The sequence below is a fragment of the Bartonella sp. AA78NXGY genome (genome assembly GCF_042197005.1).
Taxonomy (GTDB): Bacteria; Pseudomonadota; Alphaproteobacteria; order Rhizobiales; family Rhizobiaceae; genus Bartonella.
Window position 1 is genome coordinate 45940 of record NZ_JBHIRI010000009.1, and the last position, 14949, is coordinate 60888.

Below are 14949 nucleotides of genomic sequence, written 5' to 3' on the forward strand. Positions count from 1 at the left end.
AAACCATGCCCCCTATTGCGTTTACGAGACAGTGGAACCGTATCAAGAAGGCAAAGCCCCGAAAAAAACATATGAGCGTTTAAGTAAAAATCAAAGATTAAACCTATAACGTCAAAAAAGCTGCTCTATGTTGGATTATCTCCACGTCCTCTAAATCTCAGAAAAATGATTTAAAACATTTGTTTTATTGATGAGCCAATCATTGAGATCGAACAATTAACAAAGAACGGTTCAGCAATATCCTGATAGCCAATAAACAGAATAATCCACTCAATCCAGAAAGAAGGAACAATTTTCCAGCCGAAGTGTGACCTAAAACAAACGCTCCAACAAACGGCGCCACCAACATAGCTAAATTTTGTATAGACTGCACCCATCCGGAAGCCAATCCAATCTGTTCATTGAAATTGCTTACCAGATAAACATTAGAAGATATGGAAAAGTAAGCGCTAACCATTCCAATAAGGAAAAAACAGAGCAACAAAGTCTCAATACGGAGTAAATCAAAGTAAAAAAAGCACACTGAGATCATGACAAAACCAATCATTGTTGACATTGCCGGCATTAACAACTCTGATATTTTGCCTGTAAGGGGTTTATGCTTTGATTGTTTCACACGCCAAAATCCATAGAGAAAATTACCGATTGCCGAAGCCGATACCAGCATCCCAAGAGCCTGTTTATTCATTTTCATTGCACTAAGAATAACCGGCAACTGATTATTCACCATAAAGATCATGGCAAAATACACAAACATCACCGCCACATAGGCATACCAAGTTGTCCCATAAAGCCTCTGCTTTGATTTTATGGTATTCGCTGTTTTTATCATGAGTGACGAGACAGGTTGTGCACCAAGACAACAAAACACCATAAAGCCTAGCAATGTCAAAAATCCAGAAAACAATAAAGTATAGGTATCTGATAAAAGTACAGACAGAGCACTCCCCAAAGCAGGTCCTATCATCTTTGCCGCGCTATTGATCATGTTAAGCACAGAATAGTAACGAGTCCGTCCGTTTTCAGGCACCGAATTTGCACTGAGAACGGAAATTGCAGGCATGGCGAGACTGTTGAATGTCGCTCGAATAACTGCCAGTATAATAAATCCTTGCAGACTCGTCGCCATCAATAAACCGACAGTACAGAGTGCCCGTAACAGCAGTGACGCCCGCAACCAATGGATCATAGAACGGTGACTTACCAACATTCCAATTGGCTTAGACAGAACGATACCAGGTAATAATGTTGCCGCTCCAATAAAAGCGACGTCATATTGATCAGCTTTCCACGTGAACACAGATACGGTCAAAATCACGATATAATCAATCCAACCGCCAAATGACACCACGCCATTACCCAGCAAAAGCACCAACAAGCGATTTTTTACTGCCCCGTCTCTTTGCACCAAAACACGCACCCCTTCTTTTTCGTTAGCAATACTGATTAGATGATCAATTTTTCCTCACACCCTAAAGGCACCAACAACTTTCACGCAACAAAGCACTAACAAGCGATTTTTTACTGCCCCGTCTCTTTGCACCAAAACACGCGCCCCTCTTTTTTCGTTAGCAATACTGATTAGATGACCAATTTTTCTCTCACACCCTAAAGGCACCAACAACTTTCACGCAACAAAGCTCCATCGACCTTCATGCAACAAAGCAATTTATAATTATCCATGGTAAACAAAACCTCTGGAGATAAGTCTTAGATATGTATTAAAACTTCCATCGTTGATTGAACTTAATCTGCGTCTTTGCGAATGACGATAATAAGCAAGCCGTTAATCCAGCTCTTAAATACATTTACGATAATCCCGCGCGCCTCCCCTTCAGTTTCCACACAAAAAAACGCTTTAGCGTTCTTTCTCAAGAGAACTCTTTATTCTTCTTCATCACTTACTTGTGGTGGGGGTGGTAAAATATAAGAGCCTGAAAGCCAACGATTAAGATCAATAGCTCGGCACCGTGTGGAACAAAAAGGATAAGAAGATTTTTGTGACATCTGACCACAAATAGGACAAGGATGCGGAGGACGGGTCTCTTTTTGCAAATTTAGCTCTTTTTGTTCTTGGCACACCTTTGTCATTGGCTTCTTCATTAACTTTTCTTCTGTTGCTTTTTTTTCATTTTTGCTTTTCTCTTTTTGTTGCTTTTCACCTTGCATTGATCTTACCTTAGAGTTTTTCTAATGCGTTTGTTCAGCCCAGTGAGTGAAAAGTGGATAGTGATAAGCGGTCAAGAGATCGGCTGTTTCAGCCAAAGGCAATCCCACAACATTAGAATAAGAACCCGTGATATGGACAACAAAAGCCCCTGCTTTTCCTTGGATAGCGTAGCCACCTGCTTTCCCTTGCCATTCTCCTGAAGCAAGGTAAGCCTTCATCATGGCAGAGGTTAAGCGTCTAAAGCGAACACGACTTTCAACCAATTTTACGGTTATTTTTCCACGTTCATTGAGCGCACAAATGGCACCATAGACCTTATGCGAACGCCCAGAAAGGTATCGTAAACATTCATAAGCCTCATCCTCGCTTTCTGGTTTGGGGAAAATGGTCCGCCCAACAGCCACCACCGTATCAGCCGCCAAGATAATCATTTTCTGTCCAGGTAATTTTTCTTGACCATTCTGCAACTCGTCTTGACCATTCTGACTGTACCAGCGCAAAATTTTTTGGGCTTTCAGTGCTTTTTCTTTTGCCAAACGTTTGGCAAGGTTTGCAGGATGTTCTTTTAATTTTGGCGTTTCATCAATATCGCTTGCATAAACCTGCTGGGGATCAATCCCTATTTGTGCCAAGAGCGCTAAACGCCTTGGCGAAGCGGAGGCAAGCACCAAATGAATTTCTTCTGTAAGAGTATCTGCCAAACGTTTTTCCCCCCACTCTCTTATATTTCTCATTTCCACCCCTTCACAATTGACTTCCCTCTCACCCCCTTAAGCACCCCCTTTTAAGCGCCCCTTTAGCCTCCCTTTTAAGCGCTATTGATCTCCTTATCCTTTTTCCGCATCGATTTTACAGTTTTTCAAGGCTCTTCAAACACTCCCCTTTTTTCACTCATGAAAAGCAAACTAAAAAACTGTTAAAAAATAATAGAAATAATATGATAGCTTTTAGAAAAAAGTGCAAGCCACCCACGAGGCTACTTATAGCGATATGTAATACGCCCTTTTGTCAAATCATAAGGTGTCATTTCCACCATGATTTTATCACCGGCCAACACCCGTATACGATTTTTCCGCATTCTACCAGCGGTATGAGCAATAATTTCATGATCATTTTCCAGTTTCACACGAAACATCGCGTTAGGTAAGAGTTCAGTAACGATACCAGAAAATTCTAAAACTTCTTCTTTTGACATAAACAAACATTTCCTTTACAGTGCACATATTTTGTTAAGCTGCGCGTTATTTCCAGCGTTCATATCCTATTTTCTTAAGTTTGTGAATAAAAATTCCACAAAAAGGGAAAGGTTTTTCAAGTTTACTCTCTCATGTTCTCAAAAAACGTCATCCCACACCTTAAGAATCAAAACTTTTTTTCCACCAATTTTACCCGCTAATTTCCTTCAATTTTTATGATGATTTTGGTTTCAGTGTGACAAGAAATTACGCTAATTTTTTCCCCTAAAGCATTTTCCCAACACCTCTGACTAATCCCTCCACAACTTACTCACAATCATCCTCTCTCCAACTTTTCCTCACCTTCCACACCTTAAACATGTGCCCTTCAGATAAACACCACTCCCCCCACGCCAGAAGCCCTTCCTTTTCTCAAAAACCTTCTCCATTCTTCACACACCATTCACAACATGCTTCACTGCCCCACACTTCATACTCTACGCATTTCCCATACAGCCTTCCCCATTTTCTCTCTCTTCACACGCTTCCTCTAAGCCACTCTTTCCATTTATGTTGTTCTTCCTACCTTCGAAAACACGATCCCTATACATTGCGTATCATTAACCACAACGCCTCTAACGACATAAAGCCTTTTCCTTTTTTACACATTTCCGTTTTCACGCTTTTACGTATTTACCGAATAAAGCCAAATGAAACTTCCACACCGCACCACTCTATAAACAATAGTATTACCCCAGCTTCTTGCCTAGCCAATCTCCCCAAGCACTTCAGATCACCCCACATTCACGGACTTCAGCCCCCCTCAAATGACACCACTTCATCAAGTACCATAAAAACAAAGCGCTATCTCCTTCACACCATCCTTTACGCATCCCTTCGCACCACCGCCTCTTACCCCCCTCTAGTCTGTTCATTCCTATTCCGCCCCCACACTCTCTTCTCCCTTCAATCTCCCTCCGCTTCATCCCAGCTTACCACTCCATTCACAAAAACTCTTTCCCCCATTTATCTCACCACATTCCATGCCATGCCAAAAGCATACACCCCACATAAAGTCCCAGCTTCCTTTTTTACATATTTCCGTTTTTACGCTTTTACATATTTACAGAATATAGCCAAATGAAACTTCCACACCGCACCACTCTATAAACAATAGTATTACCCCAGCTTCTTGCCTAGCCAATCTCCCCCAAGCACTTCAGATCACCCCTCAAACGAGATTATTTCATCAAACGCGACAAAAAAATCCAGCCTAAAATACTCATCATACACTCTAAAAACACCTTGATAAATTGATATGCCTGATATCACTCCCCCTATAAGCTCCCCTTCTAATCATGATTTCGGAGCCGCGTGAGAGGGACAAAACAAGCCGTTAAGTTCTGGGGGTCAAGGACGCCGTTAGGCGCCATGTAATGGTCTCCTTGACCTTAAGAACCTAGGATTGTTAGTCCCCTCATTAAACGCGGGTCTGATCTCATGATTTTGGTGAGCGTTCCGGAGAGTTTGAGAGGCGGAAAGCCTCTCATTAAAAAATAAAGTTTATAAATAAAAACTATTTTCATTTGCCAATCTTCTGAAATTACTTTATCACTTAAAAGATATTTTGATCGTCTACGCAGCGATCAAGAGGGATTCAAAAACCCTAAGCTCTAGCGTAAAATGAGCCCACTCTTGTGGGTGTCCCGGAATTCCGGGAGTTTTTGCCATGTCCAGGTGCGTTTCCGCACTAAAAGCAAAAAAACTGACTAGAGCTCAGTATTTTGACTCCCGGAATACCAATGCGAGGGCGCTCGCAACCGGAGGGGGGCTTGAAGTGCAAACCAAAAATCCAAATTTTATCGACATTCTGATAGGCAAAAGAATTCGTCAAAGAAGAATTGCCATGGGACTTTCCCAAAAAGAATTAGGAAACTATTTAGGTGTCAGTTTCCAACAAATCCAAAAATATGAAAAAGGCTTCAATCGTGTAAGCGCAGGGTGTTTACTCAAAATCGCCCAAAAACTGGAAGTTCCCATAAGCTTTTTTTATGCAGACATTGCCACAAAAGAAAATCTTTCAACACATACCGCACACTATGATCAAGAAACATACAGCGAAAAAGAACATTCCCTTTTGAAAAATTTTAGAGAGCTCCAGCCGAAAAAACAAAAAGCAATCTTATGGTTGATTTCTGATTAAGCAAAAGAGCACACAAAGCATAAATCCTCCGCATCATTTTACGGATATACGTTTTTATTTTACGGATCAACGTTTTGATGCTTCTCCACATTTACAGAAAGCAGCCAAATGAAACTTTCAAATTCCCCCCCGCACCACTTTGTAAACATAGGTTTGTCAACAATACAGCTTCTTACTCTAGCCAATTCCCCTGCTGATTTCAGATCACGACACCACAAAGGATAATGTTGCATCAAACGCGACAGATACGTCCTATTTTAAAATATTCTTGCCCCTTCACCACCCTAAAGTAAGATCACGCAAAGCACCGGTCAATCCCACTTCAAAAACAACTTTCCCCACACCCTCTCTCCTCTCTCGTCAACACACCCGCCTCTTCATCCAAGCTTCCCCCCTTCATAAAACTCTTCATCCCCACACCCCAATCTTCTCTCCACATTCCATGCCATGATAAAATCATACACCACGCATAAAGTCCCAGCTTCCTTTTTTGCACATTTCCGTTTTTACGCTTTTACATATTTACAGAAAGCAGAAAATCTGTAAAAAATGCATTACACAATAACGTTTTCAACAACTGTCATTAAAATCTCACCTCCCTTTTCATCTAACTCCCCCTATTTTCACTTAAATCATAGATATAAACCGCCCTATTATCGTATTGAGCAGCATAAAATTTTTCGACAAATTCTAGCGATCAAAAGAGTGCATAAGAAGCATTTTACGACTTTTAAAAGAATTTTTATTTACACCCAGTGCTTTTTTGTAACGTAGAAGAGCACATTTAATTAATTGACTATAAGAAAGTTTGAAATGAGAGAAGCTTTTCGTTTTTCTCGTTCAACATCCACAACGATAACTCCTTCTTATAAATCAATTTTTTTCGTAATACAAAACGCACCAAAAGGAATAGGCTTGTGTTGCATATTCACACGCTTGTTTTAAAGAAAGATCTCTCAACGCTCATCACACCCATTTTGCAAAACGCTACCCGTAAAGGAATGGTAAAGCTCCCATGAAGTGTATAAAATCCTTTCAGCCCTCCCCTATCTTTACGCTTATGGAAAAACAAGTTTACGCTTATAGAAGAACAAGCCGGCATCATCACAAAAACTCTGCCAGCTCCCAATGTTGCAGACAGCCTTCGGTTCAAGAGACACTTCATTAAAGGCATGCCTTTCTTGTACAGTTTTGACCCACATGGCCCACTCACTTATGATGTATAAGCCAAGTAATTTTAATTGATTTAATATGAGAGAACTGGTGATGAGGAATTTTATTATATTCAGCAACGCGCTTCACGGTAAAAAAATGGTTATTTATTATTATAAATCAATATATTAATAAATAAGAGAGTCATCATCAAGCCGCTTACCTTTTTCTAAAAAAAGCTTCACACTGAAAGAAAACATCTAAAACTTAGATAAAAAAAAAGGTTTGCCTCTAATAAACAAACCTCTCCAGAAAATTATTCACATAACTTTCAAAATTTTAAATTAATCCCTCTAGAAGCAATAAAAACGCTTTAGAAGCACCAAAATGAATACAAAACTCTATTTAACACAATGTTAAGAAAAATCAAGAACAAAAAATTTTTATCGTTAATACACCTTTAAAAAACGAGGCTTCTTAACCTACGCGGCTCAAAAGTCCGGGGCTTCTTCTACAAACGCCTCCAAGCCAATCAATCCCTTCATCTCTCTCAAAAGACAGCATAAAAGGTTCACAGTACAAGCCTTCGCTAAAAAAATATCAATCGCCAGCGCTCATAAAAGCCAGCGTTGGTATAAAAGATCAGATTATCGAACAATCTTGCTGAAATGTCTTCCCAATAAATAAAAAAGAAGCGGATTCTTAAATATTTCCGCCTCTTTAACAATAAAAATTATGATGAGGGATTATTAAAAAATTTCAAGACTGTGAAGGGAACCAATTTGATAACAATTCATACCTTACAGGATCATCGGCACATTGCCCACCACCACATTCCAGTATGGTAGAAATCAAATTTGCCGCAATCAAAAACACAAATAAGAAACTTGCCGTTTTACTCAAGGCTGGAAAAGGAGAAAATTCTTTGAACTTGTGTGCCAATTCGCCTAAAATCATGACAAATGAGACAGCAAAGATACAAAGGACAGAAATAATGAAAGCCCAAGTATAAAAATGCAATCCAAAGAACGTTGAACCATATCCTAAATCATCGGGTGTGATATGCAAAAACACTTGCCGTGCTGCCACAGCACTGGTTACCATACAACCAAGAATAACCATACCATAATGGGTATTTTTCACCTTATGGTGAATATTGAGTAAGAACCCACAACCTGCCAGCATCAATCCAACGCGCTGCAGCAAACAAAGGGGACAAGGTAACTCAAACTTTACCAATTGATAATAAAAAGCCACCACCAAGACAATAGATAACCCAAAGAGTCCTAGCGTATTCATAAAGATGACGAAGTGAGGATTTTTTTGTTCAACATGTTCCATGGCTATTCTCTCAAAAAGATAAATTTAAAGTAGAAGTTGCGTGATGATTGAAAGTGAGAAGAATGACAACGAATAAAATTGCCCACAAAGCATAACTTATATTTTTTTTACCACACATAGTCGTTACTGCAGTACCTAAAGCGATTAAAAATGGAAGAAACATAGCTTTTAAATCTCCTTTACATCCGTTGTTTAACTCTTATTTATTTCAGCGTTCACCATATTACAAAATTGGGCAAAAAAGAGACCATGGATTTATTATTCACAATTCGTCACTCGCGATTGATATTGCCATTATATTTAAGTGAAAAAACGATATAATCGCTCAGAAGCACATCTCAACAAAAGCGTTAAAAGCACAAAAGCGTTGATTATTCGCTTCCCCTTATATCTGCCATTGTTAAAGATATATCGACAATTATAAAGATTATATCCCCTATAAAGATTATATCCCCCACTCACAAAAGAATCACTTGAACAACAAAATAAATAGGCTTTGAAATCGAGAGATATACATCTCTTTTTTTCTCAAAAGAATATCCTCATTTTGCAACACATTTTTGACATAAAAATCTCTTTTTCTCATAAGCAATGTTTCAAATTGCAACAGATTTTATATCATATGGTGATCTTGTTTATTTTAGCAAATAAAAAATAAGACATTTTTTAAAAAAAACTTATAATCAATGGCTTTTCCCCAATACAGTTTTCCCTCTTATCTTAAATAAAAGACAATGCCGCAAGCTCAACAGCCTCATGGGTCCCATGCCACCCCGTGACATTGCCCTCCCCCTCACAAGAAGTGCTTCATGCCTTCAATACTTTAGTTTTTCATCTCTCGAGATCCCCTTTAAATTTTTAGCTTTCCGCCTTATTTGAAAAATAACTGTTTCTCTGTCATCAATTGGCTTTGCAAAAAGAATATAAAACTTTAAAAAAATAATGATAAAGAATCGCATTGAACCTTTGAAAAGGATAGAGAATGATGAAAAAATCATGTGATGTGGCGATTTTAATGGGGAGCCAATCGGATTGGCAAACGATGTGCCATAGTGCAGATATTTTGACGAATCTTGGTATTTCTCATAGTTCGCATATTGTCTCAGCACACCGAACTCCTGAACGCCTTTATCAATTTGCCAAAGAAGCAAAAGAAGCAGGGTTTAAAGTTTTAATTGCCGGTGCGGGGGGGGCAGCGCATCTTCCAGGTATGTTAGCAGCCCTTACTCCTCTTCCTGTTTTTGGCGTTCCAGTGCATTCTCACTCTCTTTCTGGTCAAGATTCTTTGCTTTCAATCGTACAAATGCCAGCAGGGATACCCGTCGGCACATTAGCAATTGGCAAAGCAGGCGCAATTAATGCAGCCCTTTTAGCCGCAGCCGTTATGGCCGTTTATGACCATGATCTCGCCCAACGATTAGAAGATTGGCGTCAACAACAAACAGCCAATGTCGCCCAAACGCCTGTAACGGAGGTTTAAAATGGCACCGTTTTCCACCCCCCCCTCATCCAACGCCACCCCCTCCAACACCACTCCCTCCAACACCACTCCCTCCAACACCACTCCCTCCAACACCACTCCCTCCAACACCACCTCGTCCAACACCACTCCCTTCACCATGTTACCTCCAGGCAGCGTCATTGGTTTAATCGGGGGGGGACAATTAGCGCGGATGCTCGCCATAGCGGCCGCAGAATTAGGATTTCGAACCGTTATTTTTTGCCCTGAAGCCGATTGCCCAGCCGCTCAAACAGCAAACAACCATATTGTTTCCTCCTATGACGATATATCAGCTTTAGATCATTTTATTTCTCAGTGTGATGTTGTCAGCTATGAATTTGAAAATCTTTCGCTTCAAACGGTTCAATATGTAGAAAAGAGTAAGCCTGTTTATCCTTCTTCCAAAGCATTAGAGATCACGCAAGATCGACTTTTTGAGAAGCAATTTTTGCGTGATCAAGGGATTGGCACCGCGTTATGGCACGCTGTTGACAATTCTTCTTCTCTTCTTTCCGCTCTTGATACCTTAGGCGGACGTGGTCTTTTAAAGACGCGTCGTTTTGGTTATGACGGAAAAAACCAGATCAAGCTTGATCACCCAGATGAACAAACCCTTGACGAAGCCTTAAGGACTTTTCAGGAACAGCCTTGTATTTTAGAAGAAATAGTCCCTTTTTTATCGGAAATTTCGGTTCTTTCGGCACGTACAAAACAAGGAGAACATATTTTTTATGACTGCCCTGAAAATCAACACAAAAATGGAATTCTTCATAAATCCTTTGTTCCATCACATATTCCACTTGACGTGCAAAAAGCAGCTCAAGAAATCAGTGTAACAGTCATGGATGCCCTCGATTATGTTGGTGTTCTTTGTATTGAACTTTTTGTCTTAACGAATGGTCATCTTTTAGTGAATGAATTAGCACCGCGTGTCCATAATTCTGGTCATTGGACACAAAAGGCATGCATAACTTCACAATTTGAACAGCATATCCGTGCTATTTGCGGACTTCCCTTAGGCAGTCCCTATCGCCATAGCGATTGCCAAATGACCAATCTTATTGGTAACAATTTTAGCACGTTAAAATATTTCCTCACACAAGAGCGCACCTCGATCCATTTATATGGCAAAAGCACTGTTCACCCCAACCGAAAAATGGGGCATATCATCCAATTACTGGGACCAGCCAACAAATCTTAAGCCCACATATATACAAATACTTTTTCACACTTTTCCCCCAAATGAACTGAAAAAACAACCTCTCCCCCCACACCGATATCCATCGGCTTCAAAAGCGCCCCTAACCTTTTAATTCTCCCCTGAAAGGGCGTGAAGCCCTCCTACAAGCTCCTTCTCTCTTAAAAACATCACCTCTTCCCCCTCCAAACCGCTTCATCCTACACGAACATCTCATCCGCCCTCAAAAACAAAGCTTCACTCCACACCAATATCCAAGCAGTACAACAAGCGCTCCCAACCCTTCAACTCCACCCCCTAGCTCTTCTCCCCTTCCTTTTCTCAAAAATATCCCCCCGGCTAAAAATAATCCACCAGCCCCCAACTTCACTACCCCTCCACCTCCCACAGCATAAATATTCCCCCATAACATACGCAGCCCCTTCATTTTTCTTTTAATGCCAATCTTTAAGCCTTTTAATTCCAACCTTTAGAGGATAAACTTACCTCTTGCGGCCTATAGAGAGCATTCTAACAATGCGTTCTCATTGCCTCTAGTCTCCCTTCTTGTGTTCATTCTTTCACAAAAGTGCCAAGCGCCGCTCCGCACCACCCCTTGAGTTTCATGTCAAAGATATAATTACAGTACTAAGCTTATCCATCATAGCAATATCCTCTCTCCCCTCATAAGGCGATATTACCTGTGTTGTATTTTCTAGGGCTTGAAGCGTCTCTCCTTATTTCATTTCGCGATAAGGCTTAAAAGAGCAGATGTACATACACTCCACACTGAAAGAAAACCGTAAATTTAGCTTACACGCTAAAACACCAGCCGCTTAAAATATCACTCACTTTAACATTTGTAATATTTGTCACCTCCGTTATGTCTATCGCCTTCGTTCTTTCCCCTATAAAGTTACATTATTCAAATTTGCGCGCCTAACCGCGCTCAAGGACGAAGATTCCTGTGCCGATCTGTCAATAATCAAGCTTCTCTTAAGTAAATTCTAGCCAATATGAACACTTCATATTAAATGCCTCTTCGCCTATAGTTTAGTGATAAAATATAATTGTACTCACAAAACGAATCTTTTATACAGCGGCACGAAAAATTGTACATGCCTCATAATAATAAAGGGAAGATGCGCTACAGACGTAGCAAGTCATTCGTATTATAATTATAACAAGTACAGAAATCTTTTTTCATTTCATAAAAATAGTCTGAGAAACTGAGTTATTCGCTTTATCAAAAGACAAAACCTTCAAGAAACAAACGAATATCAACATGACAAAACCAAACCTATCAAATGCATCACCAAAAGAACAAAATGATACATCTTCTCAATGGGACTTAGTCCTCGATATCCAAAAAGAAGTTAAGGAAACATTAAAGGCTGGTGTTGTTTCACTGGGAGAATTTATATTCATAATCTTTATAAGCGTCTGTTTATACATTTTCCTCTCAATATTAGGCAGTGCGGATAAACCTCAGATGAATGTAGCAACTGCAATCGGGCTGATATGCGCATTAATTCTGTACGGTTCGATACCAATCTCTTTGGTGCTACGGATCATAGTAAAGAAGAAACTGAAAAAAGTAATGAAACAACTAGACGAAGCGGTTGCTAATCAAAATACAATAAGGAGAGAAAATGACTGAAGCTATAATATTAGGGCGCATTCTAGGGATCCTTGGCGGTTGTGCAATAATAACATTATCCGTTTGGCTTGTTTATTCTACCATTAAATATCGAAAACTGTACCGTAAAGCGCTTACAGGACTAAACTTAGCAATTCAAAAATGTAATAAAGAAATTAATAAATAAAAAAAGTCGTGAAAAACGTGGTATTAAAATACCATAATCCTTATTTTCATATTTCTAGACGTATTTAATGTGATTACCAGTTATTGATGACCCATATTGAGGGTATGAGATTTTTCATAAGGGGACGTTTGAAACTATAGGCATGATATTATGTGCGTACAGCCAATACAAGAAACAATTCCAACGGCTCCCCCTCTTCCCCCACTTCAAGCATTTCAGCCGGCGCATGCACCTGATAGGGCTTCACGAGCCCCCACAAACAAGCATCTTGCGTTTTAAGAAGCCACACCTTGCCCTTAACGACAAAAACCCACACCACTTCAACAATCCAACGGCGTCCCCTCTTCCCCCCACTTCAAGCATTTCAGCCGGCGCATGCACCTGATAGGGCTTCACGAGCCCCCACAAACAAGCCCCTTGCGTTTTAAGAAGCCACACCTTGCCCTTAACGACAAAAACCCACACCACTTCAACAATCCAACGGCTCAACAGCGCTCCTGATCTTTCAACACTCCCTAACAGAGCTTATTTGTTTAAAGCTGAAAAGGCTTTTACTTTTTTCCACTCTTTGTGCTTTTTTGTGTCCTTTTTTTACGAGAAAATTTTTACCTTCAAGGCAACCATTAACACACCCTAAGGAATTTGTAAGGGATATACCCTTGACAAGAATAAGACTTCTTGTTAAATCTCTCCTACTTTTTTGCAATTTTCACTTATCGTTGTGCTAATGAAGTGGTTAATGCGTACCTTAAGAGTGCGCTTTTCTTTTTGTGATCACAGTGAAAAGGTGTATCGTGTGATGTTATCATGCAAGTACGATATCGCAATGCAATGCTCATAGAGTAAGCAGTCTATTGGGGTTGTAATATTGTATTTTCGTGTTTTAATATTGTATTATAGTATTGTGTTACGTAAACTATTTAAACGGTGAATATGATGAAAATTAAAAATTCGCTTAAAGCACTAAAAGAGCGCCACCGTAACAATCGTTTGGTGCGTCGTAAGGGTCGTGTTTATATTCTTAATAAAACGAACCCACGTTTTAGAGCACGTCAGGGCTAATTCTTTTAGGACTAATTTCTTTAGGATCAATGTTTTTATGCCTACTTTAATTGTAGGCTTAAAAAAATTTTATTGCGTTTTTTTGGTTATAAGTCCGTTGATTACAAGTCTAGTATTTGATAATATTTGGTGATTTATCTTTTGGGGGCTTGTTTTTATGGATTCTTCTATTTTTTTAAAAGCCTTTCGATTTTTTCAGCTGCGTTTTTTCTGTATTTTTCAGCGCGCGTTTTTTCTTTTTTTTGTTGGCGTTTTTTGTTTTGTTCCCTCGAGCTATGGGCAAAATCCTCCTTCTCTTCCTGAAGATCGGCCTTCTCCACAATCGCTTTTACCGTTAGATGATCTTATTCCCAATTCTCCTCCCCCTTCCTCAACGCCCTCCGATTCTGATTCCTCGGCGGTTATTCTTGAAGATCTTGACAAAGAGCAGCTTTCCCATGTTGACAGAGTTAAGCAGCGCAAAGAAGCAGAAATTTCACGTTTACTCAAAGAGTTGAAATATTGTGCTGATGTTGCTAAAGCGAAAAAGATCAGTCAACAACTTCAACATTTATGGTCCCAATCGGGGAGTGAGACGATTGATCTTTTAATGTCATGGGCCGAAAATGCACTCAACAGCGACGATTATGGACTTGCGCTTGATTATATTGACAATGCTCTTGCACTTTTACCTACTCATTCTGAAGCTTGGATAAGACGCGCTTGGATTCACATTCAACTGAACGATTTCAAACTTGCCCTGCTTGATCTCAACCATGCTCTTGAACTTGAGCCGCGCAATTATAGTGCTTTTTTTGAACTTGGCGTTGTCATGGAAGCAACGGAGCGTCCAAAACTTGCTCTTAAAGCTTATGAAACAGCATTGGATTACTATCCACAAATGCGCAGGATTCAAAAGCGCGTGCAAGCTCTGTTAGACGAACAATCACCCCAAGCTCTTTAAAACCATTCAAGAACAAGACACTTTACAGCATGCTTTCAAACCTAGATAAGACGCAAGCCGGCTTCACATTCCACTCAATAAACTGCCCCTGCTTATAACCACACCATCACCCCCCACACAATTCACAGTGCCTTTTTTTGAAACTTAGCCATTACCATGGAAGCAACAGAGCGTTCAAAACTTGGCTCTTAAGATTGATGAAACAGCTTTGGATTACACTCCACAAATGCGCAGGATTCAAAAGCGCGTGCAAGCTCTGTTAGACGAACAATCACCCCAAGCTCTTTGAAACCATTCAAGAACAAGACACTTTACGGCATCTTTTCAAACCTAGATAAGACGCAAGCCGGCTTCACATTCCACTCAATAAACTGCCCCTGCTTATAACCACACCATCAC

The 14949-nt window shown here is 40.0% G+C and carries 16 protein-coding genes; 7 read left to right on the plus strand and 9 right to left on the minus strand.

Annotated features, from left to right (window positions below; translation table 11 throughout):
- Nucleotides 1-199: 199 nt before the first annotated feature.
- The 5 genes from ACFINL_RS06335 to ACFINL_RS06355 form a co-directional block, all read right to left on the minus strand.
- The gene (locus ACFINL_RS06335) at nt 200-1408 is read right to left on the minus strand and encodes an MFS transporter (RefSeq protein WP_375651163.1); all 1209 of its coding nucleotides are present in this window, start codon (nt 1406-1408) and stop codon (nt 200-202) included.
- A gap of 476 nt (nt 1409-1884) precedes the next feature.
- Nucleotides 1885-2169 (minus strand): DNA gyrase inhibitor YacG, encoded by a 285-nt coding sequence (gene yacG / locus ACFINL_RS06340; RefSeq protein WP_375611670.1) that lies wholly within the window; start codon nt 2167-2169, stop codon nt 1885-1887.
- 21 nt (nt 2170-2190) lie between these two features.
- Nucleotides 2191-2904: a Maf family nucleotide pyrophosphatase gene (locus ACFINL_RS06345; protein WP_375611669.1), complete on the minus strand. Its 714-nt coding sequence runs from the start codon at nt 2902-2904 to the stop codon at nt 2191-2193.
- 242 nt (nt 2905-3146) lie between these two features.
- Nucleotides 3147-3365 carry a translation initiation factor IF-1 gene (gene infA / locus ACFINL_RS06350; RefSeq protein WP_004857577.1) on the minus strand — a complete coding sequence of 73 codons (219 nt, stop codon included), beginning with the start codon at nt 3363-3365 and terminating at the stop codon, nt 3147-3149.
- Nucleotides 3366-4133: 768 nt separating this feature from the next.
- Complete coding sequence (locus ACFINL_RS06355) at nt 4134-4331, minus strand: hypothetical protein (RefSeq protein ID WP_375611668.1); 198 nt, start codon at nt 4329-4331, stop codon at nt 4134-4136.
- An 851-nt stretch (nt 4332-5182) separates the two neighbouring features.
- Between ACFINL_RS06355 and ACFINL_RS06360 the strand changes: the two genes are divergently transcribed.
- Nucleotides 5183-5548 (plus strand): helix-turn-helix domain-containing protein, encoded by a 366-nt coding sequence (locus ACFINL_RS06360; RefSeq protein WP_375651165.1) that lies wholly within the window; start codon nt 5183-5185, stop codon nt 5546-5548.
- A 1911-nt stretch (nt 5549-7459) separates the two neighbouring features.
- Here ACFINL_RS06360 and ACFINL_RS06365 read toward each other — a convergent pair.
- Together ACFINL_RS06365 and ACFINL_RS06370 are read right to left on the minus strand one after the other, a co-directional pair.
- On the minus strand, nt 7460-8041 hold the full coding sequence (locus ACFINL_RS06365) for a disulfide bond formation protein B (protein WP_375610657.1): 582 nt from the start codon (nt 8039-8041) through the stop codon (nt 7460-7462).
- 10 nt (nt 8042-8051) lie between these two features.
- The gene (locus ACFINL_RS06370; RefSeq protein WP_273790835.1) at nt 8052-8204 is read right to left on the minus strand and encodes a DUF5993 family protein; all 153 of its coding nucleotides are present in this window, start codon (nt 8202-8204) and stop codon (nt 8052-8054) included.
- Nucleotides 8205-9023: 819 nt separating this feature from the next.
- On the opposite strand from ACFINL_RS06370, the gene purE reads away from it, so the two are divergent.
- Nucleotides 9024-9521, plus strand: coding sequence for a 5-(carboxyamino)imidazole ribonucleotide mutase (purE, locus tag ACFINL_RS06375; RefSeq protein ID WP_375610656.1), 498 nt, complete (start codon nt 9024-9026; stop codon nt 9519-9521).
- Nucleotide 9522: 1 nt separating this feature from the next.
- On the plus strand, nt 9523-10743 hold the full coding sequence (locus ACFINL_RS06380) for a 5-(carboxyamino)imidazole ribonucleotide synthase (RefSeq protein ID WP_375651096.1): 1221 nt from the start codon (nt 9523-9525) through the stop codon (nt 10741-10743).
- A 220-nt stretch (nt 10744-10963) separates the two neighbouring features.
- Here the strand turns inward: ACFINL_RS06380 and ACFINL_RS06385 are convergent, their stop codons facing one another.
- Entirely contained in the window at nt 10964-11167 is a 204-nt protein-coding gene (locus tag ACFINL_RS06385) for a hypothetical protein (RefSeq protein ID WP_375611662.1), read from the minus strand.
- Nucleotides 11168-12004: 837 nt separating this feature from the next.
- Between ACFINL_RS06385 and ACFINL_RS06390 the strand changes: the two genes are divergently transcribed.
- Entirely contained in the window at nt 12005-12379 is a 375-nt protein-coding gene (locus ACFINL_RS06390; protein WP_375651100.1) for a hypothetical protein, read from the plus strand.
- Nucleotides 12372-12545 (plus strand): hypothetical protein, encoded by a 174-nt coding sequence (locus tag ACFINL_RS06395; protein WP_375651104.1) that lies wholly within the window; start codon nt 12372-12374, stop codon nt 12543-12545. Before ACFINL_RS06390 ends, ACFINL_RS06395 begins: the two co-directional genes overlap by 8 nt.
- Before the next feature lie 243 nt (nt 12546-12788).
- Here ACFINL_RS06395 and ACFINL_RS06400 read toward each other — a convergent pair whose 3' ends face one another.
- Complete coding sequence (locus ACFINL_RS06400) at nt 12789-13034, minus strand: hypothetical protein (protein ID WP_375651107.1); 246 nt, start codon at nt 13032-13034, stop codon at nt 12789-12791.
- 447 nt (nt 13035-13481) lie between these two features.
- Between ACFINL_RS06400 and ykgO the strand changes: the two genes are divergently transcribed.
- Together ykgO and ACFINL_RS06410 are read left to right on the plus strand one after the other, a co-directional pair.
- Entirely contained in the window at nt 13482-13607 is a 126-nt protein-coding gene (gene ykgO / locus ACFINL_RS06405) for a type B 50S ribosomal protein L36 (protein ID WP_004863016.1), read from the plus strand.
- A gap of 157 nt (nt 13608-13764) precedes the next feature.
- Nucleotides 13765-14550 (plus strand): tetratricopeptide repeat protein, encoded by a 786-nt coding sequence (locus tag ACFINL_RS06410; protein ID WP_375611659.1) that lies wholly within the window; start codon nt 13765-13767, stop codon nt 14548-14550.
- The last annotated feature ends 399 nt before the right edge of the window (nt 14551-14949 follow it).

Bases quoted from the DNA above. Each gene is read 5' to 3' on its own strand.
- infA (WP_004857577.1), bottom strand. From the start codon at position 3,365: ATGTCAAAAGAAGAAGTTTTAGAATTTTCTGGTATCGTTACTGAACTC.
- ACFINL_RS06385 (WP_375611662.1), bottom strand. From the start codon at position 11,167: ATGAAGGGGCTGCGTATGTTATGGGGGAATATTTATGCTGTGGGAGGT.
- yacG (WP_375611670.1), bottom strand. From the start codon at position 2,169: ATGCAAGGTGAAAAGCAACAAAAAGAGAAAAGCAAAAATGAAAAAAAA.
- ACFINL_RS06345 (WP_375611669.1), bottom strand. From the start codon at position 2,904: ATGAGAAATATAAGAGAGTGGGGGGAAAAACGTTTGGCAGATACTCTT.
- ACFINL_RS06390 (WP_375651100.1), top strand. From the start codon at position 12,005: ATGACAAAACCAAACCTATCAAATGCATCACCAAAAGAACAAAATGAT.
- ACFINL_RS06370 (WP_273790835.1), bottom strand. From the start codon at position 8,204: ATGTTTCTTCCATTTTTAATCGCTTTAGGTACTGCAGTAACGACTATG.
- ACFINL_RS06355 (WP_375611668.1), bottom strand. From the start codon at position 4,331: ATGAAGCGGAGGGAGATTGAAGGGAGAAGAGAGTGTGGGGGCGGAATA.
- ACFINL_RS06410 (WP_375611659.1), top strand. From the start codon at position 13,765: ATGGATTCTTCTATTTTTTTAAAAGCCTTTCGATTTTTTCAGCTGCGT.
- ykgO (WP_004863016.1), top strand. From the start codon at position 13,482: ATGAAAATTAAAAATTCGCTTAAAGCACTAAAAGAGCGCCACCGTAAC.
- ACFINL_RS06395 (WP_375651104.1), top strand. From the start codon at position 12,372: ATGACTGAAGCTATAATATTAGGGCGCATTCTAGGGATCCTTGGCGGT.
- ACFINL_RS06365 (WP_375610657.1), bottom strand. From the start codon at position 8,041: ATGGAACATGTTGAACAAAAAAATCCTCACTTCGTCATCTTTATGAAT.
- ACFINL_RS06380 (WP_375651096.1), top strand. From the start codon at position 9,523: ATGGCACCGTTTTCCACCCCCCCCTCATCCAACGCCACCCCCTCCAAC.
- purE (WP_375610656.1), top strand. From the start codon at position 9,024: ATGATGAAAAAATCATGTGATGTGGCGATTTTAATGGGGAGCCAATCG.